The sequence below is a fragment of the Mucilaginibacter sp. P1_D10 genome (genome assembly GCF_056406215.1).
This window is the reverse complement of the sequence record NZ_JBFUAP010000006.1, coordinates 39,070-57,860: the sequence shown is the minus strand read 5'-3', so window position 1 is coordinate 57,860 and position 18,791 is coordinate 39,070. Positions and strand designations below refer to the sequence as shown.

The following is an 18,791-nucleotide window of genomic DNA, read 5'->3' as shown; positions in this document are numbered from 1 at the left end:
AAATGATTTTTAGTCGATTTTGCAGGTATATTATGATTTCTGTACCGAAACCACATGCCAACGGGGGTACACGATTTAAATGCTGATGTTTCTAACATTGCTAAGCGGTATGGTAAGCGGGACGCTTACTTTAGCGCCTAGGTTCAAACGCGACGCTTGAACCGGCGGGCGATAAATGCCATAAACCAACATCATAAAAAAGGGGCCGAAGCCCCTTTCAATATTTCTGCGCCGGGCTAATCTCTAACCTCCGGCCTCTAATCTCTCACCTAAAGTGCTAACACTTCTTTAACGCGCTCAGCAGCTTCTTTTAAAAGAATAGCCGAGTACACTTTCAGGCCCGAGTTATCGATCAGTTCTTTCGCTTCGGCAGCATTGGTGCCTTGCAAACGAACGATGATAGGTACCGGGATGTTGCCGATTTCTTTGTAAGCATCTATAACACCCTGCGCAACACGGTCGCAACGAACGATACCGCCGAAGATGTTGATGAGGATAGCTTTCACGTTAGGATCCGACAGGATGATGTTGAAACCTGCTTTAACGGTTTGTGCGTTGGCAGTTCCACCTACGTCAAGGAAGTTTGCAGGCTCGCCGCCGGCAATTTTTATAATGTCCATGGTAGCCATGGCCAAGCCGGCGCCGTTAACCATACAGCCAACGTTACCATCAAGCTTTACATAGTTAAGGTTGCTTTTGCTGGCTTCAACTTCTGTTGGGTCCTCCTCGTCGGTATCGCGCATAGCTGCATAATCCGGGTGGCGGTAAAGGGCGTTATCGTCTAAGTTTACCTTAGCATCAACGGCCAATATTTTGTTATCAGATGTTTTAAGAACAGGGTTTATTTCGAACTGCGAAGAATCGGTAGCATCGTAAGCTTTGTATAAAGCCGTGATGAATTTCACCATATCCTTAAAAGCATCGCCGCTAAGGCCCAGGTTGAACGCTATCTTGCGCGCCTGGAAGCCCTGCAGGCCAACTTTTGGGTCAATTTCTTCTTTGTGGATAAGCTCGGGAGTGCTGTGTGCTACTTCTTCAATGTCCATACCGCCTTCGGTAGAGTACATGATGATGTTGCGGCCTGCGGCACGATCAAGCAGTACGCTTACGTAAAACTCTTTTACTTCGCTTTCGCCGGGGTAGTAAACATCCTGGGCAACCAATACTTTCTTCACTAATTTGCCTTCGGGGCCGGTTTGCGGGGTAACCAGTTGCATGCCGATGATCTTGCCTGCAATTTCTTTTACCTGCTCAGCATTCTTGGCAAGCTTTACGCCGCCGCCTTTACCACGGCCACCTGCGTGTATCTGCGCTTTGATAACCGTCCAGTCCGACCCGTAGTCTTCCTTCATTTTCTGTGCAGCTGCCACCGCCTCTTCGGGGGTATCGGCAACAATGCCTTCCTGTACTCTAACGCCAAAGCTTTTTAATATCGCTTTGCCCTGATATTCGTGGATATTCATGTGTTTTGAAAGATTTGCGGTAAAACTACTATTTTCTTTTTAGAGATTGGAGGTTAGCGGTTATAGATTTGTGGGCAGGGTGTTAATTTATTGCCATGAATGTTCGAAAGCTTTCTTTTTATTCCCCTCTTGAGAGGAATAGCCCATGAAAAGACAGTGCTTTTTTGGGATTAAAGACTCCCTCCCAACGGGAGGGGTGCGGCTGACTGAGCGCAAAGGCGGGGAGGGGTTTAGTCGAAAGCGAAGTCCATAAACCCCTCCCTTCGCCCTCCCAAGGGAGGGAATCGCACATTCCCCCCGCTTTTTCGAACCCTCTTAATATTATAATCGCGCTTACTTAGTCCCTAATAACGCCCGGCATCCGCCGCCCTATTTTATCACCTTTTCGCGGGCTATAATCTCTTTCAGCAGCAGGGGGAAGGCACCTGCCGGCATGCCGCCATGGTCGTAGCCCTGCAGTTGGAACAGCCGGGTGCTTTTATGGTCGGCCAGTTTCATCATGCGCAGCATGTAGGCGTTTTCTTCGTAACGGCCAAGCAGCTCCATTTCGGCATCGCCGGTGATGAGTAGCATGGGCGGGGCATCGGCACGTACCCAGTAAAGCGGGGCAAATTCGTCGATAGTTGGCTGGGTATCTTTAATGCCATGTTCCTGCCTGATGGTGTAATGCGTAATGCACTGCCCGCTGAAGGGAATCAGTTCGGCCACGTTATTAGCATCGATGCCGTATTTGCCTAAATAGGCCTTGTTCAGGGTAATCATCATGGCCAGGTAACCGCCTGCCGAGTGGCCTGTTAAGTAGATATGTTTAGCGCTGCCGCCGTATTGGGCAATATTTTTGAATGCCCAGGCCACGGCCGCAGCTGCATCCTCTATATAAGCCGGTGCTTTGGCTTTGGGCGATAAACGGTAGCCAACGCCAATTACTGCATATCCTTTATCCTTTAACTCCTGCGGTATTTCCCTTGCGCCGCCGGTAAGCCCGCCGCCGTGGAACCACACGATGGTGGCAAAATCCTTTTTATCCTTAGGATAGTAAACATCCAGCACGCATTGCGAAGCGATATAGGCATCTTTCTGCCGTACTGAATCCGCATAGTAAGGCACAGCCTTTACGGTTATGTAGCTTTGTTGCGCATTTACAACAACGGGAATGGTAAAGAGCAGCAGGAGGATGAGTTTTTTCATAGTAATTTAGATAGCTGGTTATAATTGTAAGTCTAATATACGCCCCCTTCCGGTTTTTCCAAGGCAAATCACTAATTTTACCCCATGCTTAAAGCGCAATCTATCCATAAATCGTACGGGAAGCTGCATATCTTAAAAGGGGTAGACCTTCAGGTGAACCGGGGCGAGATCGTAACCATAGTAGGCGCATCAGGTGCGGGCAAAAGCTCGCTGCTCAATATACTGGGTACGCTGGATAATGCCGATTCGGGAGAACTGTTTATCGATAACGTGAAGGTTAGCCAGCTGGATAACAAACACCTGAGCGATTTCCGCAACCGCAAAATTGGCTTTATCTTCCAGTTCCACCACCTGCTGGTGGAGTTCAACGCCATCGAAAATGTGTGCATGCCTGCCTTTATTGCCGGCGTGCCCCGCGCCGATGCCGAGAAACGCGCTACAGAGCTACTGGAAATGCTGGGCCTGGGCGATAGGCTCACCCACAAACCTGCCGAACTATCGGGTGGCGAGCAACAGCGCGTTGCCGTGGCAAGGGCTTTAATAAACAAACCTGCATTGATTTTCGCCGATGAACCATCGGGCAACCTCGACTCGAAGAACGCGCTGGAACTGCATGAACTATTCGTAAAATTGCGCAGGGATTTTAACCAAACATTCGTCATTGTAACCCATAATGAGGAGCTTGCCGGCATGGCCGACCGCACCATATTAATGAAAGATGGCAAAATTGTAGATACTTTAGCTTGAACATACTGATAACCGCCGCTACATCCGCTTCGGCACATAAATTAAAGAACAAACTTAACGCCTGGGAGATATTGCTGGGCGATTACGCCGACCTGCCCGATTTTATGGTAAAGAATATGGGCCTGCTTAGGCTGCCCAACCCTGCATCGGCAAGTTACCAGCACGAGATGCTTACCCTTTGCCTGGATAAAGGCATCGATGCGATTTATGCATTAACGGGGGATGAGTTTACCCTACTGAAACAATCTGAACTATTATTCAACGAATATAACATAGCGCTATTTGATGGCCAGGCTTACTTATAACGACATCGACCCACGCAAAAAGGCTTTCATACTGGAGCTTGATAACGTGCTGTATCCCGAGAAGGATTACCTATACCAAATTTATTACCTGTTTGCCAATCTTTTGGAGTACACCGATCTTACCGACGCCAAGCAGACAACCAATGTAATGATAGATACGTATATACATAAAGGAGCCGATGCGGTGTTCGACGAATTGGTGGCGACTTTGGGTGTAGACGAAAAATACAGGCCCAACCTGGCCCTGCTGATGGACACAGGCAAGGTGCCGCTGAAGTTGCTGTTGTACCAAAATATGCTTACCTTTTTGCAGGAAGCCGTTACAGATCGGAAGAAATTGTTCATTGTAACTAATGGCAGCCCGCAGCAGCAGCTCAACAAAATAAAGCATATGGAATGGCACGGGCTCGAGCCTTACCTGGTAGCTTATTTTGCGGATGAAAGCACGCCTAAACCCGAGCCGGATGTGCTGCATTTGCTGATGAAAGAGCATAATTTAGAGCGTCGCGACCTGCTGATGATAGAAAATTCGGAAAGGGACGTATTATGTGCCGAGGCAACCGGAATAGATTACCTGAATGTGAGCGAGTTTTTGTAATTTCAGGGCTGTAATATATTATTGATAAATCCGTTAACGAACATATACTTATAATTAATATGCGCAAAATACTTTACCTGGCTATACTTTCTGCAGTGGTTGTTTTCTCATCATGCAAAAAGAGCAAAACGCCCACCCCGGACGATACCAATATCGGCCCATCTAAAACAGGCACAACGCTTGATTTGATACGCGATTCTATCTTTCTGTATGCCAAAGAAGCATATTACTGGAACGACGGCCTGCCTGATTACGCCACTTTTAAGCCCCGTACCTTTACTGGTACCGACGATATCAGTGCCCTGCAGAAAGAGGTGGACGCTATATCGCAGTATAAGATAAACCCTAATACGGGCAAACCCTACGAGTATTATTCGGCTTCGCCGGGCGAGGCTAAATACTCGTTTATAGATGATGGCACCGTATCATCAGAACTGAACGGTATCAACGGCGATTTCGGTTTCGCGCCGATATATAATGATAACAACGATTTGCGCGTGCGCTACGTTTACCCCAACTCGCCTGCAGATTTAGCGGGGATGAAACGCGGCTACCAGATAACCAGCATAAACGGCCGCACTGCCTTAACCTATGATGGCAACGGCGGCTCGGGAACAAACCTTAACTTCGTGATAAACGCGTATGCCAACAGCAATACCATTACGATGGTGCTTAAAAAGCCCGACGCTACCAATATCACCGTTACGCTTAATGTGGCCACTTATACCATAAACCCGGTAATCGTTCATAAGGTGATAGACCAGGGCGGCGGCAAAAAGGTAGGTTATATCGTGTTCAATAGCTTCACCTCGCAGGCTAATGCTAAGCCTAAAATAGACGAGGCATTTGCCGAATTTTCCGCACAGGGTATCACCGACCTGGTGGTAGATTTACGTTATAATGGTGGTGGCTATGTATCAACCGCCGAGTACCTGAGCAATCTGATTGCCCCGGCATCAAAAAGCGGCACGCTGATGTACAGCTCTTACTTCAACAGCATTTTAACCAGCGGCAAAGCCAGTATCCTTAAAAACCAGGTACGTAAAGACCCGGATACCGGCGAGATATACAACTACTCGCAGTTTGATTATTCGGTATCGGGCAATGCTGTAAATTTCACAAAAACAGGCATTCCTTATTCATTGAACCTGAGCCATGTGTTTTTCATCATTACGGGTTCAACAGCATCGGCAAGCGAACTCACCATCAACAACCTGCGCCCTATAATGGATGTAAAATTTATTGGCACTACTAGCTATGGTAAACCGGTCGGCTTTTTCGATATCGACATCAACAAATACCAGATGTATATTCCGGAATTTGAAACCAAGAACTCTTTAGCTCAGGGCGGCTATTATGCCGGTATGACACCTGGTACAACAGATTACCCGGGCATAAGGGACTTTGACGACGTGACCAAAGATTTTGGCGACCCAACCGAAGGGCTGTTTGCGCACGCGTTGAACTATGTTAAAACCGGCACGTTTACCGTAGCAGGGCAGGTGATACAAAGCACCAACGGCAAAACCCGTGTAATGTCTTTAGACCAAACCCACGATGCAGGCATACAAATGGACGGCAACAACTTCCGCGGCATGGTATTCAACAAATCGTTGAAAAGGAAATAGTTTTAAGTATTGTAATTATAGCAAAGCGTCGCGGGAAACCGGGGCGCTTTTTTTGGTTTTAATCGGCCAGCTCGCGAAGGTCTACAGGTACCACGCGCGAGATACCCTGCTCAACCATGGTAACGCCGTAGATAATATCTGTGCAGGCAATGGTGCGCTTGTTGTGCGATATGATGATGAACTGCGATTCTTTAGAGAACTTGCGGATGATGTTGTTGAACTTATCGATATTGGTATCATCAAGCGGGGCATCTACCTCATCAAAAATACAGAAAGGGGCTGGCTTAAGCAGGTAAAGCGAGAAGAGGATGGCCGTAGCCGTCAATGTTTTTTCGCCGCCGGATAATTGGTTGATGGATAAGGGGCGCTTGCCCTTTGGCCGTGCAATGATATCTATCTCCGATTCCAGCGGGTGGGAGGGGTCTGACAGGATAAGGTCGCAGCTGTCTTCCTCGTTGAAAAGGGAACGGAACACTTTGATGAAATTCTCGCGCACCATCGTAAATGCCGACATGAACTTCTCCTTTGCCGTATCGTCTATCTCCTGTATGGTGGCCAGCAATGATGCTTTCGCTTCCGCCAGATCTTTCTTCTGCGCCTGTATAAAAGCGTGGCGTTCGCTCATTTCGTTGTAAGCCTCTACCGCCATCGGGTTAATGGCGCCGAAGTCGTCCATCTGGCGTTTCAGCTTATCGGTGCGCTCGCGTATGTCGGCCTCGTCTTCTGTTTGGTTTTCGTCGGTCTCGGGCAGGTCGGCAATATCCACGTTAAACTCAACCGAAAGGCGCTCCTTTAAAGCATTCAGTTCCAGTTTAAGATTGTTGCGGGCATCTTTCAGTTCGTTCTCAATCAGTTCGGCCTGATCTTTATTGCGGCGAAGCTGAAGTATTTCGTTCTCGCTTTCGGTGATGCTGCCGCGCCAGGCGTAGTATTCGCGTTCGGCTTCCTGCGTAGCTTTTTCCAGGTTTTCCTTTTGCTCATACATACTCAAAAGGTCGTCGTCGCTTTCGCCGGTTTGCTGCAGGTTCTCTTTTATCAAGACCTTCACCTTTTCCATTTCGGCACTGTTGTGCATAATGCGGCCGTCGAGGTTCTCCAGTTGCGATTCGCGGTATTCCAGGTCCTTCATCAGTCCCGATACCTTGTTCTGCTGCTGGTGGAAACGGATGTTCTCCTGGTTGTACGCGTTGGATTGTACCGACACCATCTCGTTCAACTCGTTAAACTCTTGCTGCTTATCCAGCATCAGGTCGGCCTGTGTTTGTTTTTGGGTGCGGTATTCTACAAGTGCGGGTTGTAGCGTAAGGATATCGTTTTTGATTCCAGCTATGCGATTGGCAATATCCTGTTTGCGGTTAAGGCTATTCTCTATAAAGGCCTGGTATTGCTCCTGCTTGGTTTTAACAGTAACCAGCTCGGTATTCAGCTTGTTCAGGTCGACTTGTTTTTGCCTGATCTCGTTGGCTTTGGTTGATGCTTTTAGGGCTACCAGGCTGCTTTGTAGCTGTTGGCTCTGGCTTTTAAGCGTGCCAATGCGCGTTTCGGCCTGTTTTATTTCCTTCAGCAGGTTCTCCAGGTTTTTGGCGCGGCCAATACGCTTACCCTCAAACAGGCCCACCGAACCACCGGCCATGGTATGGCGCGATTTATTGAACTTACCGCTTTTGCCTATCAGCACCACGCCATCGGGGAGCGGGAGGCTGTTGATGTCCTGCTCGGTATGATCGTTTACCAGGTACACGTTCTTAAGCAGGTGGGTGCACAGCGCGGCATAGCGCGGCTCTACTTCGATTACGGATAGGGCAGGGATGGATACACCCTCTAAATTGACGCTGTTCTCTACTGCCTCGTTTTTGTAATTATCAAGTATGAAAAACTGCGCCCGGCCCTTTGACGAATTGCTAAGCAGGTTGATGGCTGCTATGGCCTCATCGTAGTTGTTCACCACGTAATGGTTCATCAGCGGCTCCAGGTAATTCTCTATCGCTATGCGGAACTCCTCCTTACAAAACAGGATATCGCTGAACAGGGTGATGTTCTTGGCCCAGTTGGTGTTCTTCTTCAGGAAACGGATAGATTCCGGGAAGCCTTCCAGGTTATCCACCATACTTTTGGTAAGGTTGTATTCGTTTTGTTTGGCATCCAGCTTGCGGCTGTCGGCGGCTATGCTGTCGGTAACGGTTTTCAGCTCAGCGTCGGTAGCTACTATTTGCTCCTGTAGCTTGTTTTCGGCATCAACGGCCAAATCGTATTCGTTCTTCAGCGTTTCGCTGCGGCTATCCAGCTCGGCAACCACGTGGTTAAAGTGCGACAGCTCTACCTCTTTATTACTGGCATCTTCCATATTGCGCAGGCTTTCCTGTTCCAGGGCCTGCTGCTGTATGTTGAGGATATCGATATCTTTTTCGGTTTTGTACACCTGGTTTTGCAGGCGGTTGTTAACCGAATTGAGCTCGTTCAATTCTGCCCGCGCCTCGGTTTGCGATAGGCGGAGGTCATCCACGGCGGCCTTCAGTTCAGCTACCCTAGCTGTGATAGTTTGCAGGTTTTCTTCCTCCTGCATCTTTTCCTCGTTGAGGCGTTTGATATTGTATTGAACGTGCTTGTGCTGGTTGGTGTCGCGTTCCAGCTCCTCTTTCAAGCGGGCTTCTTTGTCCTGCTGGTGCTTCAGCTGCTCGTTCTTGATGCGTTTCTCGCTCTCGTAGGCGCGTATTTTTGATACGAACTCGTTGGTGGTTTTTTGCTGCGCGGCAAGGTTTTTCTCGCGGGTAATGCTATCCAGTTTCTGTTGTTGCAGCGCGGCTTCCAGCGTATCAATCTTGGTGGCGAAGCCCGATTTCTCTACCCTTTGCTTTTGTTCTTTTTCCTCTATCTCTGCCAGTGTTTTGCTGAACCCCGCAATGCGGAAGGAGGCGAGCGAAATGCTGAGCGCCTTGTACTGATCGCGCAGGCGGTAATAGCGTTCGGTTTTTTTGGCCTGGTTCTCTAGGGTCTTTAGGTTTTTCTCGATTTCGAAGAGCAGGTCCTCTACGCGTTCCAGGTCGGCTTCGGTATCTTTTAGCTTATTGAAGGTTTGCTTTTTGCGGAGCTTGTATTTGGATATGCCCGATGCCTCCTCGAACAGGTTGCGGCGCGAACCTTCCTTGTTGTTGATGATCTCGTCGATCATCTTCAGCTCGATGATGGCGTACGAATCGGCCCCTACGCCGGTATCCAGGAACATATCGGTAATGTCTTTAAGCCGGCATTGCACGTCGTTTAGGCGGTACTCGCTTTCGCCGCTGCGGTAAAGGCGGCGGGTAAGCGTAACCTGCGAAAAATCGGTAGGGAGGATGTTTTTGGTGTTGTCGAAAGTAAGCGACACCTCGGCCAGGTTAGCAGCCTTGCGGCTTTTGGTGCCGTTGAAAATGATGTTATCCATCTTCTCCGATCGCAGCGCGCGGGTGCTCTGCTCGCCCAAAACCCAACGTATAGAATCTACAACGTTGCTTTTGCCGCAGCCGTTTGGGCCTACTATAGCGGTAACACCCTCATTAAAGTTGATGGTTATTTTATCGCCAAAGCTTTTGAAACCCTTGATTTCTAATTTAGTAAGCTGCATTAAACAATATAGTACGTGCCGAAAAATTAAGGCTTTAAGGTACGGAAATTATCGCGGTATTTTGTATGTTTAAGCTATGTTTTCATCATATAACCGCGATGCCCGCCCGCCGTATTTATTGGGCCTTTTAGGATTTGTACCCCTGGTAGGTGCTTTTGTGGGCGTAGCCTTAATATTATACGGCTTAATAAAGTATCATGACCGTAAACTTGTTTTGATAGGGGTTGCCTGTGTGCTGTTTACTGTTTTTGCTTATGCCTCTTTAGGTATATTTTCGCGCAGTGAGGATTTTCAAAAAAGGTTTGCGTCCATATCAAAAGACCAGCTAAATGGCCTGGTGAAAAACGTTGAATTTTATAAGGTACAGCATGGGCTATATCCCGATAGTTTAGAAGAACTTACTAAAGAAGATAAGATGATCTTCATTTACGACCCGGTACAGAAAATCCACAGCAAACAGCCAAACTTCAGGTATAAAAAAAGCGGCGATAATTATTACCTGTTCTCTGCCGGCGTTGATGGGGTAGACAATACCAGCGATGATATTTACCCCGTGCCGCCCGTAATGAAAAATGGTAAAACAGGGCTGTTGATACCCGGTAAGTAGAATAGATTTACTAACTTTTGATTGTTCAGGGCTTTTTAAGGTATTTGATAAGATGCAGTTCCAGGCTGCCCAAGCCGCTTGCTTGTTTTTCGTACCCGGTCCATTTCTCAATAATTACGCCGCCCGGCGAAATGATATAAAAGGTAGGATATACCGGCACGCCATATTTTAGCAATGTTTTGCTGTGATCGCCCTGGCCGTCGGTAAGGCTTATCCAGGTTGCCTTGTCGTTTTTAATGCCCTGCAGCCATTCGGCTTTTTTATCGGGCGAGAAGGATATTACATGTAGGGTACCCTTGTATTTTTGGGTGAGCATACGTAATTCATCCGCCGCAGCAATACATGGGCCGCAATGTACGGAGGAGAAATCGAGCAGGATGTATTTATCCGTATAGTTAGAAAGCAAGTGGTTTTTGCCGCTGGCATCATAGGCCTCAAAATCATAAATTTTATCGTTAACCTTTAGCGTATCGCCCGTAGTTAAATACGTTTGGATGCGCTTCCCATAGATGCTCTGTTGTATATGCCCCGAAAGGCCGCTATACACCCGCTGAATGCTGTCCCGGCCCATTTGGGGTAAGTAGTTGTGGAATTCCTTTGCGGCGTAATAGGTGTTGCTGTTTTGATTAATTAATTTCTTGTTGATGGTTTGGTATTCATCGCCCGTTTTATTGTAATTTATGGCCGCTTGTCGTGCGGCTATGCTGTCGTTCCGCACTTTTAAATAAACCTGCATCAGGGAGTCCGACTTCTTATTTATCGCCTTCATCAACTGCTGATAAGCATTAAACTTGCGTTGTTCGGCAGACCCGTCTATTTTGATATTGTACGGAAAATCCTTTTTGCTGCCTGTAATGGAAACATCGCCGCCACCGGCAAACACCTCGCAGGCATACTCGTTTTTTCCTTCGCGAATAATGACAGAAAGGTACATCGGGCCGTCCTTTAGATTGCCTTTTAAATGGAATATGCCTTGCCTTAGCACGGTGCTGTTTATGCGGTTGTCGGTTTCTCCATCTACCAAATAAACTTTGCTGTTATTTTTAAAACCTCCTATTTTACCGGATATGCTGTACCGCTGTGCAAAAAGTGCCGCGGGGCTTGCCAGCAGCAACAATAAAATAAGGCACCATTTATTAAACATAAATCTCACCTTTTAAATAAGTAACCGCTTTGCCAGCCATCAGTACCCTGTCGCCCTTCAACTCACACCAAAGCTCGCCTTTGCGGGCAGATATCTGGTAGGCATGCAGCTTGGTTTTGCCCAGTTTGCCGGCCCAGTAAGGTATCAGATTGCAATGGGCCGAACCGGTAACCGGATCTTCCGGAACACCCGCACCCGGCGCAAAAAACCTCGACACGAAATCAACCTCTTTACCCGGCGCTGTAACTATTACGCCGAGCGTATCTATTTTGGCCAGTGCAGAATGGTCGGGCACTATCCCGGCCACGTCTTCCTCACTTTCATACACCAGCATATAATCGCGCGAGCGCAATACTTTAATAGGCTTTTTCCCGCCTAATGAAGCAATCAGGCCCTCAGGGGCATCCGCTGCGAATGCCGGCCGCGAGGGAAAATCCAAACAATATTTGTCGCCTTCGCGCTTTACTGACAGCGTGCCCGCTTTAACGGTATCGAAATGGATGGTATCGCCATCATAGCCCAGTTCCGTAAAAATGATGTGCGCCGTGGCCAGGGTGGCGTGGCCGCAAAGGTCAATCTCCAACTCGGGCGTAAACCAGCGCAACAGGTAGCCGGTTTCGTTCTTTACAAAAAAGGCCGTTTCGGCGAGGTTGTTCTCTAAGGCTATCTTTTGCATTACGGCATCGGGCAGCCACTCGGTTAGCGGACAAACAGCTGCCGGGTTGCCGCCAAAAAGCTTATCTGTAAAGGCATCGGCCTGGTAAATTGGGATGGTCATGATGGGTAATGTTTAGTCAAAGCAAATTAAACTATCTGCCGTAATCACACGCTATTAATCGGTAATTATTTATGTACAAATGTTTTTAGCATTTTTGTGTGGTAAATTAATGCCTCTCGCCATGGAAAAAGAATCGACAGTCGACCGCCTTTTAAAGAACATGAATAACATGCACGAGCTTGGACGCCAGCGTGCGTTTGAATTGGGTAACCCATTCTACGCGCAGTTTGAGGAAGATGGCGGCTACTGGCGCAAAGAACTGCCTACCGGGGAGATGTTTGTGGTAGAAGTAGAAGTGATAATGGATGAGAACGATATGCCTGTTGAAATGAAAGATACAATTATTAAGCAAATCTGTTAATGGCTAAACCAGAACTCATTTTTGTGTCGGGTTGTAACGCATCAGGCAAATCTTCATTTATCCGCAGCCGTTTAACCGAATTACAAGATTTTACTGTTCTGATGACTGATGTTTACAAGGGCAGGACTAAGGAGATGGTGTATGAAGCTATTGTGGCCGGTAAAAATATTTTGATTGAAACTGTATTTAACGATGCCACATTCAACGAAATTATTGATAGGGCGAGAAATGCTGGTTATAAAGCTTCATTGATTGCGTTATTTTTAGATAGTCCGGCTCAATCAATCATCAGGGCAGCTTCGCGGCGAATCCAACAAGACGGCCTCAATATTTCCGATGGGAACGTTCGGATAAACTTCAACGAGAGCTTTAAGAATATCGCTCAATACTTTTTCTATTTCGACCGCTCTGATTTCATTTACACTGGTTTAAGCGGCCAAAATAAACTGGTCATGAGTTTTAAAAAAGGCGAACTATTATCTTATAGTTCCTCGGAATTAACTTACCCTCAAAAGTTTGCGGAATACAGCTATAGACGAGAGCGTATGAATGAGGAAGCCTATACAATTATTATAGCAAACAAAGACTTCACAAAGTAAAAGCTAATTACTTCCCGCTCAAATACCCATATCTAACCAGCTCTTCATTATCCGCGATGTGTTTTGTCACCCCATCGGCTAATAAAATCACTTTATCGCTTACCTCCAGTATGTTGTAGTATTGGTGATCTGTGATCACGATGCCTTTGCGTTTGGCGCAGGCGCGTATCACGGGTTTGAACTCTTCGGCCTGGATAGGGGAGATGTGGGTGAAAGGCTCGTCCAATAAAATAAAATCGGCGCGACTGTGGATGATCATCATGGTTTCCAGTTGGCGCAGCTCGCCGCCCGAAAGCTCGTGTATCTTTTTATCTGCATTGCGTTGGTATATGGGCAAGGTAGCAAACTCGGGCCACGATATAGGGTCTACCAGTACCCGGGCCAGCTTCTCTATCCTGATGCCGCCCGGCAGGTAGTTATGCTGCGGTAGGTAGGCAATGCGGTTGTGATGATAGCCTTTGTGTATGAATTGCTCATCAATGCTCACGTAGCGGTAATTGGCCTGCAGCGTACCGAAAATGATCTTGAGCAACGACGATTTGCCGCAGCCATTACGGCCCAGCAAACCAATCACTTCGCCCTGGGTGCAATTGAGATATACGCTCTGCAATATCTTGCGCCCGTCGAATTCCAGCTGCACGCTATCCACTTTTAACGTCTTGTTCATTTGATTAATAACAGGCAAATGGTTAGCAAAATGAAGTATATGGCCAAATCGATAGCGTAGGTATAGGCATACATACGGCGCACGCTATAGCCCGCGTTGCGGTAAAACATGTACACATTTTTGGCGGTATAGCTTTGCAGGAAGGTAGTTGATACATACCCCATCAACTTAAAAAACAGCACGAAGCCCGCCACTTTGCGGCCATAATAGCAAACCAGCCCCAGGCAGGTAAGGGTGAATGCGCTGTTCCAAAAAAGGATGGGTTTGTAAAAGTACCAGAGCAGCTTGCGTATATCGGGCATCGGGAATATTTGTGAGTCCTTTAGGCAGACAAGGCGTAAACGCTGCCTGTGCAACGATATTGTATCCTGACGGGGCTAGTGGGCATAAAAAAACCTCCGCTGTTTTGGCGGAGGTTTTTTCGTATAACGTAAAAGTATTACCCCAGGTACGATTTTAGGATTTTGCTGCGCGACGTGTGGCGCAAGCGCTGCAAAGCTTTGTCTTTTATCTGGCGAACGCGTTCGCGGGTTAGGTTGAACTTCTCTCCAATTTCTTCCAACGACAGCGGGTGATTGCTGCCCAAACCGAAGAACAGCACAATGATTTCGCGCTCACGCTCGGTTAGGGTTGATAACGAACGTTTTATCTCTTCGGATAAGGATTCGTTTATCAGTATCGAATCGGTATTGGGTTCCTGGTTCTCCAATACGTCCAACAAAGTATTTTCCTCGCCTTGTACGAAGGGGGCATCCATACTTACATGGCGGCCACTGTTGCTCAGCGTATCAGATATTTTATCAACGGTGGTTTCCAGTATGTCGGCCAGCTCTTCGGGAGAGGGTTCGCGTTCGAATTCCTGCTCCAGCTTGCTGAAAGCCTTACTTATTTTACTTAAACTGCCTACCTGGTTCAATGGTAAGCGCACTATACGGCTTTGCTCGGCAATGGCCTGCAAAATAGACTGGCGGATCCACCAAACGGCGTACGAGATAAATTTGAAACCCTTTGTCTCATCAAAACGCTTGGCAGCCTTTATCAAACCCAGGTTGCCTTCGTTTATCAAGTCGCCAAGGGTAAGGCCCTGGTTTTGGTATTGCTTGGCAACCGAAACCACGAAACGCAGGTTGGTTTTGGTTAAACGCTCCAATGCAGCCTGGTCGCCTTCGCGTATTTTTTGGGCTAAGATTACTTCTTCTTCGGCAGTGATCAAATCAACTTTACCAATTTCGTGCAGGTATTTGTCGAGGGACTGCGACTCACGATTGGTAATGGATTGCGTTATTTTGAGTTGTCTCATCTATTTAGGTAAACCTCAATTCTGTTATTTAGGATTGAACGTGCAAATGTATATTTTTGTTTCTTAAAGTTAAAAAACCGCATTGCTAAAATGCAATAATTATTCATATATTAAAAGCAATCTCAAAGTTTATCCAGGCTAAACATTTCCTTAACCTTGATGCCTTTTTCGGTTTGCTGCAGCGTGCAGCACTCGTTTATCGGGTCGTGCTCCAGGTAAAGGATGTACTCCTGTTCAATGGCCTCGTTCCAAAATACTTTACGCTCGGCGAGGGTTTTCATCGGGAACATATCGTAGGCCATTATATACGGCAAGGGGATATGCCCCACGGATGGCAACAGATCGGCCATGTACAATAGCTTTTTGCCTTTATAATCAATCAGTGGCAGCATCATGGCATCGGTATGCCCATAGGCCAGCCGTATGCTGATATCATCGGTAAATTTTGCGCCATCCACAGCATCGATGAATTTTAACTGACCGCTTTGCTGTATGGGCAGGATATTCTCCGTTAGGAACGATGCTTTCTCGCGCTCGTTGGGGTTTACCGCCCAATCCCAGTGTTGCGGGTTGCTCCAGTAGATAGCATTCCTGAAGGCCGGTTTCAACTGTTCTCCATCTCGAACAACAGCCCCCCCCACATGATCGAAATGCAGGTGAGTGAGGAATACATCCGTAATATCATCCCGGTGGAAGCCCTTCGCCGCCAGGGAGCTATCCATGGTGGCATCGCCGTGGAGGTAGTAATGGCTAAAGAATTTCTCGCTTTGCTTATCGCCTATTCCCGTATCGATAAGGATCAACCGGTTGCCATCTTCTACCAGCAGGCAGCGCATGGCCCAGGTACAAAGGTTGTTGGCATCGGCCGGGTTGCTTTTTTGCCATATGGATTTGGGTACCACGCCGAACATGGCACCGCCGTCTAATTTAAAAAAACCTGTATCTATGGTGTGGAGGGTCATAATGAACTAAATTGGAAAATAATATTGGAAAAAACCACCGAAAATTTCTGCTTATTAATTATTCGATTAAAATGGAAGGGAACCTTAACATTCGTATTCGAAAACTTTATTATCTCACTGTCTAGGAAACCGCTTCGGCTGGCAGGTTATTCTTTGCCGAAGTGTAGGATGTGATTTTTTTTAACCCTGTGGCATAAAAAAAGATGTTTTGGGTTTTCATCAACAGCGGCTCGTCGCTCATAAATAATGCACTGAAGGGGTTGGGGATTTGTTGGTTATTACTATATGAAATTAAATTAATTGGAGAGGTGTTTTTTTTATCCATGGCAAGAATCGGAGAGTGTTTTTTTAAGTAGAAATTAATATTGTCTAATTGACATTTTTATTATAACATACTTATAATAAATGTGTTATAAATTTAGTTTATACTAATATATATAAAGCATATGGATATGGTATACTTTACATATTTTGAAAAAAAATCACAATTAGATCGTTTAATCTTAAAACTATGAATTATTCTACATTAAAGAAAACAAGCGCTTTTCAAGGCTTCACAAAAGCACGAGATGTTGTCCGGAACAGGTCTCTCGAAATGTCGTTTGGCACAACCACCTCCAAAGTATTTGGTGGTAGGGGACGGTACAACTCAGTTATTCAAATTGCACAATGGATAGCACAAAGTTTTAAACAGTTTTATAATAAGGTTAGTGGAGGTGGAGGGTTTCAATCAGTAGTATAATTTTACTCAGAAATCAAACATTTTATTAACGCCCTTTTGGCTTATTATTCATTTAAAAACTGCAAAAACATGAAAAGGATAGAAATCACTAATAGCGACTAAAAATGAGCTATTTAACAAAAACAGAACAATTATGGGAAAAAGTAAAAGTTCGCTTTCAGCACAATCAGGAGATGAGGGTTGGAAATTAAAGTTGCTAAAATTCTTAAAAGAGAATACCGCATTTATTGCCATTTTGGTGTTGCTTTTTGGAAACGGCGTTGTAAAGGGTTCGTGGGTGAAGTTTTACGCACACAATGCTGCTTGTATTTCAAAAAAAGATAATCGGCTTTCTTATTGCCAGTCTTTTGATATTAAGAATACTGGCGGTGCCGTAGGATACCTTCAAGATGTAAAGGCTGAGTGGATAGATCCTAACGGTAATGTAATTGCAACGTTTGGTGCCGATAGTATCATTGTTGACAACGATAAAATCAATGAGCTTTCCGGTGGGGTAGATATTAAACCTGGGCATGTGACAAAAGCCACGTTGTTTTTAAAGCAAACCTCTGCAAATACGGTAGATTTAAAGGCTGGAATAATATACAAGGTTAAAATAACACAATATTATACCAGTAACTTCACATTCTTAAACAATAACACGACAGCCACTATGATGCTATTTTTTACTTTAAACAGTGTAGATTTGTCTCAACTTAATATTACTAATAATGCCAATAAAATCGCATTTGTGAAGGTAATGTTACAAAAAGACAATAACGCACTATAAGTTGGAGGTTACATGCCTACTTGGTTGTAATTCCTGCAATTAGATATGAAAATTGTAACTCGAAATATATTATTTCAGTCACTTTTGGTTTTAACCTGGTGCATGAGTATAGGTGTTGCGACAGTGATGATGCTTCGCGGGCAATACTATGTGCTCACTTTTTTTAAAATTCCTGTATACATTTTAGACGGCGCTTTATTGACAATTGTTGTTATCAAACTCGTTAATATTTATAAAAGGAATTATTGAATTTACCCATTGACTAAAAGTGATAAGCGAACTTCTTCGGTAAAAACGCGATGATAACCGCTTCCTAGCGACGTGTAATACATGTGCGTCAAAAAATCAAATCTCTTGCAAGTCATCTGAATTTTCCAGAAATAGGCTCGACGGTACTTTTAGTATTTAAAGCAAGCATCTGCAAGTATATCCATGCGGCATCAATAACAGGGTATTAATATAATTCAATCTGCTTAATACTTCTTCATAATATTTACCAACATCTTAGCTATTGCGGCGTGCCCTTTGTCTGAGGGGTGCAGGCCATCGTAGGTCATGTTCATGGCTTCTACAGGATAGGGGTACTCGTCTTTTGCCGGGTCGTAGGGGATGCCGATGTAATCCGGGTAGGTGTAGTTTTTGTATTCGTGGGTTTGCGGGTTGCGCAGGCGGCGGAAGTTTACTGCATTTTTTAAATTGATGCCACTCTTGTAATAGAGGTCGGCCAGTTCGAAGGATTCTGCTTTGGCGATGGCTTTGGTAGCATCGGCATATTGCGAAAGGAATACGCCGTCCTTAGCTTTGTATTGGCCTTGTATAAATACCTTGGGGTTGTTAAGATCTACGTATTCGGTACGTTGCAGCGGCGTCATCAAAATAATCTTCGCATCGGGGTTTAAGCTGCGTATTTTGTTGATGATAGTGCGGTAACAGCCATATACTGTTTGGTTGCCCGTATTGTTCTGGTAATCGCTCAGGGTACCAATAGGCAGCCCAGCCCACCAATCGTTAGTACCCAGGAATATCGAGTATATATCCGCCTTCTCGATGCCGATTTTCTCGATGTTCTCGGCCATGCTTTTTGCCGTCCAGCCCGGGTAGCCGTGGTTATTGAAATGCACGTATGGCAGCGCCGTAACCACATCATCCATATAGCCCTTGCTGATTCGGTGCAGCGAGGCCTCGGGCCGACCGTTGGAGTAGGTAATGGAATCGCCAATGGCTTCCCACTTCAATTCTTTATGAGGAGTGCAGGCATACAGCATCGCCAACAAGAGTAAAAGCGAAAACGATTTTTTCATGCCTGTAATTTGGGTATTCATAAAGGATTTC

The 18,791-nt window shown here is 46.0% G+C and carries 19 protein-coding genes; 9 read left to right on the top strand and 10 right to left on the bottom strand.

Annotation, left to right across the window (positions count from 1 at the left end; translation table 11 throughout):
* Window positions 1–269: 269 nt before the first annotated feature.
* Together sucC and AC1DYT_RS10815 are read right to left on the bottom strand one after the other, a co-directional pair.
* Window positions 270–1,463 carry an ADP-forming succinate--CoA ligase subunit beta gene (gene sucC, locus AC1DYT_RS10820; RefSeq protein ID WP_133236175.1) on the bottom strand — a complete coding sequence of 398 codons (1,194 nt, stop codon included), beginning with the start codon at window positions 1,461–1,463 and terminating at the stop codon, window positions 270–272.
* Between the two features lie 369 nt (window positions 1,464–1,832).
* Window positions 1,833–2,651, bottom strand: a complete 819-nt coding sequence (locus AC1DYT_RS10815; protein ID WP_477469626.1) for an alpha/beta hydrolase — start codon at window positions 2,649–2,651, stop codon at window positions 1,833–1,835.
* A gap of 84 nt (window positions 2,652–2,735) precedes the next feature.
* Between AC1DYT_RS10815 and AC1DYT_RS10810 the strand changes: the two genes are divergently transcribed.
* The 4 genes from AC1DYT_RS10810 to AC1DYT_RS10795 are packed head-to-tail and all read left to right on the top strand — an operon-like array spanning window position 2,736 to window position 5,929.
* Window positions 2,736–3,398: an ABC transporter ATP-binding protein gene (locus AC1DYT_RS10810; RefSeq protein ID WP_477458611.1), complete on the top strand. Its 663-nt coding sequence runs from the start codon at window positions 2,736–2,738 to the stop codon at window positions 3,396–3,398.
* Window positions 3,395–3,703, top strand: a complete 309-nt coding sequence (locus tag AC1DYT_RS10805; protein WP_477469625.1) for a hypothetical protein — start codon at window positions 3,395–3,397, stop codon at window positions 3,701–3,703. The genes AC1DYT_RS10810 and AC1DYT_RS10805 overlap by 4 nt, the downstream gene beginning before the upstream one ends.
* Complete coding sequence (locus AC1DYT_RS10800) at window positions 3,684–4,301, top strand: HAD family hydrolase (RefSeq protein WP_477469624.1); 618 nt, start codon at window positions 3,684–3,686, stop codon at window positions 4,299–4,301. Before AC1DYT_RS10805 ends, AC1DYT_RS10800 begins: the two co-directional genes overlap by 20 nt.
* Window positions 4,302–4,360: 59 nt before the next feature.
* On the top strand, window positions 4,361–5,929 hold the full coding sequence (locus AC1DYT_RS10795) for a S41 family peptidase (RefSeq protein ID WP_477469623.1): 1,569 nt from the start codon (window positions 4,361–4,363) through the stop codon (window positions 5,927–5,929).
* 58 nt (window positions 5,930–5,987) lie between these two features.
* Here AC1DYT_RS10795 and smc read toward each other — a convergent pair whose 3' ends face one another.
* A complete protein-coding gene (gene smc / locus AC1DYT_RS10790) occupies window positions 5,988–9,530 on the bottom strand; it encodes a chromosome segregation protein SMC (RefSeq protein WP_477469622.1) in 3,543 nt (1,180 codons plus the stop codon).
* A 76-nt stretch (window positions 9,531–9,606) separates the two neighbouring features.
* Here smc and AC1DYT_RS10785 point away from each other — a divergent pair, with 76 nt between their 5' ends.
* Complete coding sequence (locus AC1DYT_RS10785) at window positions 9,607–10,137, top strand: hypothetical protein (protein WP_477469621.1); 531 nt, start codon at window positions 9,607–9,609, stop codon at window positions 10,135–10,137.
* A gap of 25 nt (window positions 10,138–10,162) precedes the next feature.
* Here AC1DYT_RS10785 and AC1DYT_RS10780 read toward each other — a convergent pair whose 3' ends face one another.
* Both AC1DYT_RS10780 and AC1DYT_RS10775 read right to left on the bottom strand, forming a co-directional pair.
* Window positions 10,163–11,281, bottom strand: a complete 1,119-nt coding sequence (locus tag AC1DYT_RS10780) for a DUF4369 domain-containing protein (protein WP_477469620.1) — start codon at window positions 11,279–11,281, stop codon at window positions 10,163–10,165.
* The gene (locus tag AC1DYT_RS10775; RefSeq protein ID WP_477469619.1) at window positions 11,274–12,059 is read right to left on the bottom strand and encodes a PhzF family phenazine biosynthesis protein; all 786 of its coding nucleotides are present in this window, start codon (window positions 12,057–12,059) and stop codon (window positions 11,274–11,276) included. The genes AC1DYT_RS10780 and AC1DYT_RS10775 overlap by 8 nt, the downstream gene beginning before the upstream one ends.
* Window positions 12,060–12,180: 121 nt before the next feature.
* On the opposite strand from AC1DYT_RS10775, the gene AC1DYT_RS10770 reads away from it, so the two are divergent.
* A complete protein-coding gene (locus AC1DYT_RS10770; protein WP_477469618.1) occupies window positions 12,181–12,420 on the top strand; it encodes a hypothetical protein in 240 nt (79 codons plus the stop codon).
* Complete coding sequence (locus AC1DYT_RS10765) at window positions 12,420–13,019, top strand: zeta toxin family protein (protein ID WP_477469617.1); 600 nt, start codon at window positions 12,420–12,422, stop codon at window positions 13,017–13,019. Before AC1DYT_RS10770 ends, AC1DYT_RS10765 begins: the two co-directional genes overlap by 1 nt.
* A 7-nt stretch (window positions 13,020–13,026) precedes the next feature.
* On the opposite strand, the gene AC1DYT_RS10760 is transcribed toward AC1DYT_RS10765, so the two are convergent.
* The 4 genes from AC1DYT_RS10760 to AC1DYT_RS10745 all read right to left on the bottom strand — a co-directional run bounded on the left by AC1DYT_RS10760 (window position 13,027) and on the right by AC1DYT_RS10745 (window position 15,948).
* Window positions 13,027–13,686: an ATP-binding cassette domain-containing protein gene (locus tag AC1DYT_RS10760; RefSeq protein WP_477469616.1), complete on the bottom strand. Its 660-nt coding sequence runs from the start codon at window positions 13,684–13,686 to the stop codon at window positions 13,027–13,029.
* The gene (locus AC1DYT_RS10755; protein WP_477469615.1) at window positions 13,683–13,988 is read right to left on the bottom strand and encodes a hypothetical protein; all 306 of its coding nucleotides are present in this window, start codon (window positions 13,986–13,988) and stop codon (window positions 13,683–13,685) included. The genes AC1DYT_RS10760 and AC1DYT_RS10755 overlap by 4 nt, the downstream gene beginning before the upstream one ends.
* A 137-nt stretch (window positions 13,989–14,125) precedes the next feature.
* Window positions 14,126–14,986 (bottom strand): sigma-70 family RNA polymerase sigma factor, encoded by an 861-nt coding sequence (locus AC1DYT_RS10750; RefSeq protein WP_067053926.1) that lies wholly within the window; start codon window positions 14,984–14,986, stop codon window positions 14,126–14,128.
* Between the two features lie 122 nt (window positions 14,987–15,108).
* Entirely contained in the window at window positions 15,109–15,948 is an 840-nt protein-coding gene (locus tag AC1DYT_RS10745) for an MBL fold metallo-hydrolase (RefSeq protein ID WP_477469614.1), read from the bottom strand.
* Window positions 15,949–16,459: 511 nt separating this feature from the next.
* Between AC1DYT_RS10745 and AC1DYT_RS10740 the strand changes: the two genes are divergently transcribed.
* Window positions 16,460–16,690: a hypothetical protein gene (locus tag AC1DYT_RS10740; protein WP_477469613.1), complete on the top strand. Its 231-nt coding sequence runs from the start codon at window positions 16,460–16,462 to the stop codon at window positions 16,688–16,690.
* Between the two features lie 133 nt (window positions 16,691–16,823).
* Window positions 16,824–17,459 carry a hypothetical protein gene (locus AC1DYT_RS10735; protein ID WP_477469612.1) on the top strand — a complete coding sequence of 212 codons (636 nt, stop codon included), beginning with the start codon at window positions 16,824–16,826 and terminating at the stop codon, window positions 17,457–17,459.
* Between the two features lie 473 nt (window positions 17,460–17,932).
* On the opposite strand, the gene AC1DYT_RS10730 is transcribed toward AC1DYT_RS10735, so the two are convergent.
* Window positions 17,933–18,760 carry an SGNH/GDSL hydrolase family protein gene (locus tag AC1DYT_RS10730; RefSeq protein WP_477469611.1) on the bottom strand — a complete coding sequence of 276 codons (828 nt, stop codon included), beginning with the start codon at window positions 18,758–18,760 and terminating at the stop codon, window positions 17,933–17,935.
* Window positions 18,761–18,791 lie beyond the last annotated feature (31 nt).

Excerpts from the sequence above, each read along its gene's own strand:
- sucC (WP_133236175.1), bottom strand. The coding sequence starts at position 1,463 with ATGAATATCCACGAATATCAGGGCAAAGCGATATTAAAAAGCTTTGGC.
- AC1DYT_RS10815 (WP_477469626.1), bottom strand. The coding sequence starts at position 2,651 with ATGAAAAAACTCATCCTCCTGCTGCTCTTTACCATTCCCGTTGTTGTA.
- AC1DYT_RS10810 (WP_477458611.1), top strand. The coding sequence starts at position 2,736 with ATGCTTAAAGCGCAATCTATCCATAAATCGTACGGGAAGCTGCATATC.
- AC1DYT_RS10800 (WP_477469624.1), top strand. The coding sequence starts at position 3,684 with ATGGCCAGGCTTACTTATAACGACATCGACCCACGCAAAAAGGCTTTC.
- AC1DYT_RS10795 (WP_477469623.1), top strand. The coding sequence starts at position 4,361 with ATGCGCAAAATACTTTACCTGGCTATACTTTCTGCAGTGGTTGTTTTC.
- smc (WP_477469622.1), bottom strand. The coding sequence starts at position 9,530 with ATGCAGCTTACTAAATTAGAAATCAAGGGTTTCAAAAGCTTTGGCGAT.
- AC1DYT_RS10785 (WP_477469621.1), top strand. The coding sequence starts at position 9,607 with ATGTTTTCATCATATAACCGCGATGCCCGCCCGCCGTATTTATTGGGC.
- AC1DYT_RS10780 (WP_477469620.1), bottom strand. The coding sequence starts at position 11,281 with ATGTTTAATAAATGGTGCCTTATTTTATTGTTGCTGCTGGCAAGCCCC.
- AC1DYT_RS10775 (WP_477469619.1), bottom strand. The coding sequence starts at position 12,059 with ATGACCATCCCAATTTACCAGGCCGATGCCTTTACAGATAAGCTTTTT.
- AC1DYT_RS10770 (WP_477469618.1), top strand. The coding sequence starts at position 12,181 with ATGGAAAAAGAATCGACAGTCGACCGCCTTTTAAAGAACATGAATAAC.
- AC1DYT_RS10765 (WP_477469617.1), top strand. The coding sequence starts at position 12,420 with ATGGCTAAACCAGAACTCATTTTTGTGTCGGGTTGTAACGCATCAGGC.
- AC1DYT_RS10760 (WP_477469616.1), bottom strand. The coding sequence starts at position 13,686 with ATGAACAAGACGTTAAAAGTGGATAGCGTGCAGCTGGAATTCGACGGG.
- AC1DYT_RS10755 (WP_477469615.1), bottom strand. The coding sequence starts at position 13,988 with ATGCCCGATATACGCAAGCTGCTCTGGTACTTTTACAAACCCATCCTT.
- AC1DYT_RS10750 (WP_067053926.1), bottom strand. The coding sequence starts at position 14,986 with ATGAGACAACTCAAAATAACGCAATCCATTACCAATCGTGAGTCGCAG.
- AC1DYT_RS10745 (WP_477469614.1), bottom strand. The coding sequence starts at position 15,948 with ATGACCCTCCACACCATAGATACAGGTTTTTTTAAATTAGACGGCGGT.
- AC1DYT_RS10740 (WP_477469613.1), top strand. The coding sequence starts at position 16,460 with ATGAATTATTCTACATTAAAGAAAACAAGCGCTTTTCAAGGCTTCACA.
- AC1DYT_RS10735 (WP_477469612.1), top strand. The coding sequence starts at position 16,824 with ATGGGAAAAAGTAAAAGTTCGCTTTCAGCACAATCAGGAGATGAGGGT.
- AC1DYT_RS10730 (WP_477469611.1), bottom strand. The coding sequence starts at position 18,760 with ATGAAAAAATCGTTTTCGCTTTTACTCTTGTTGGCGATGCTGTATGCC.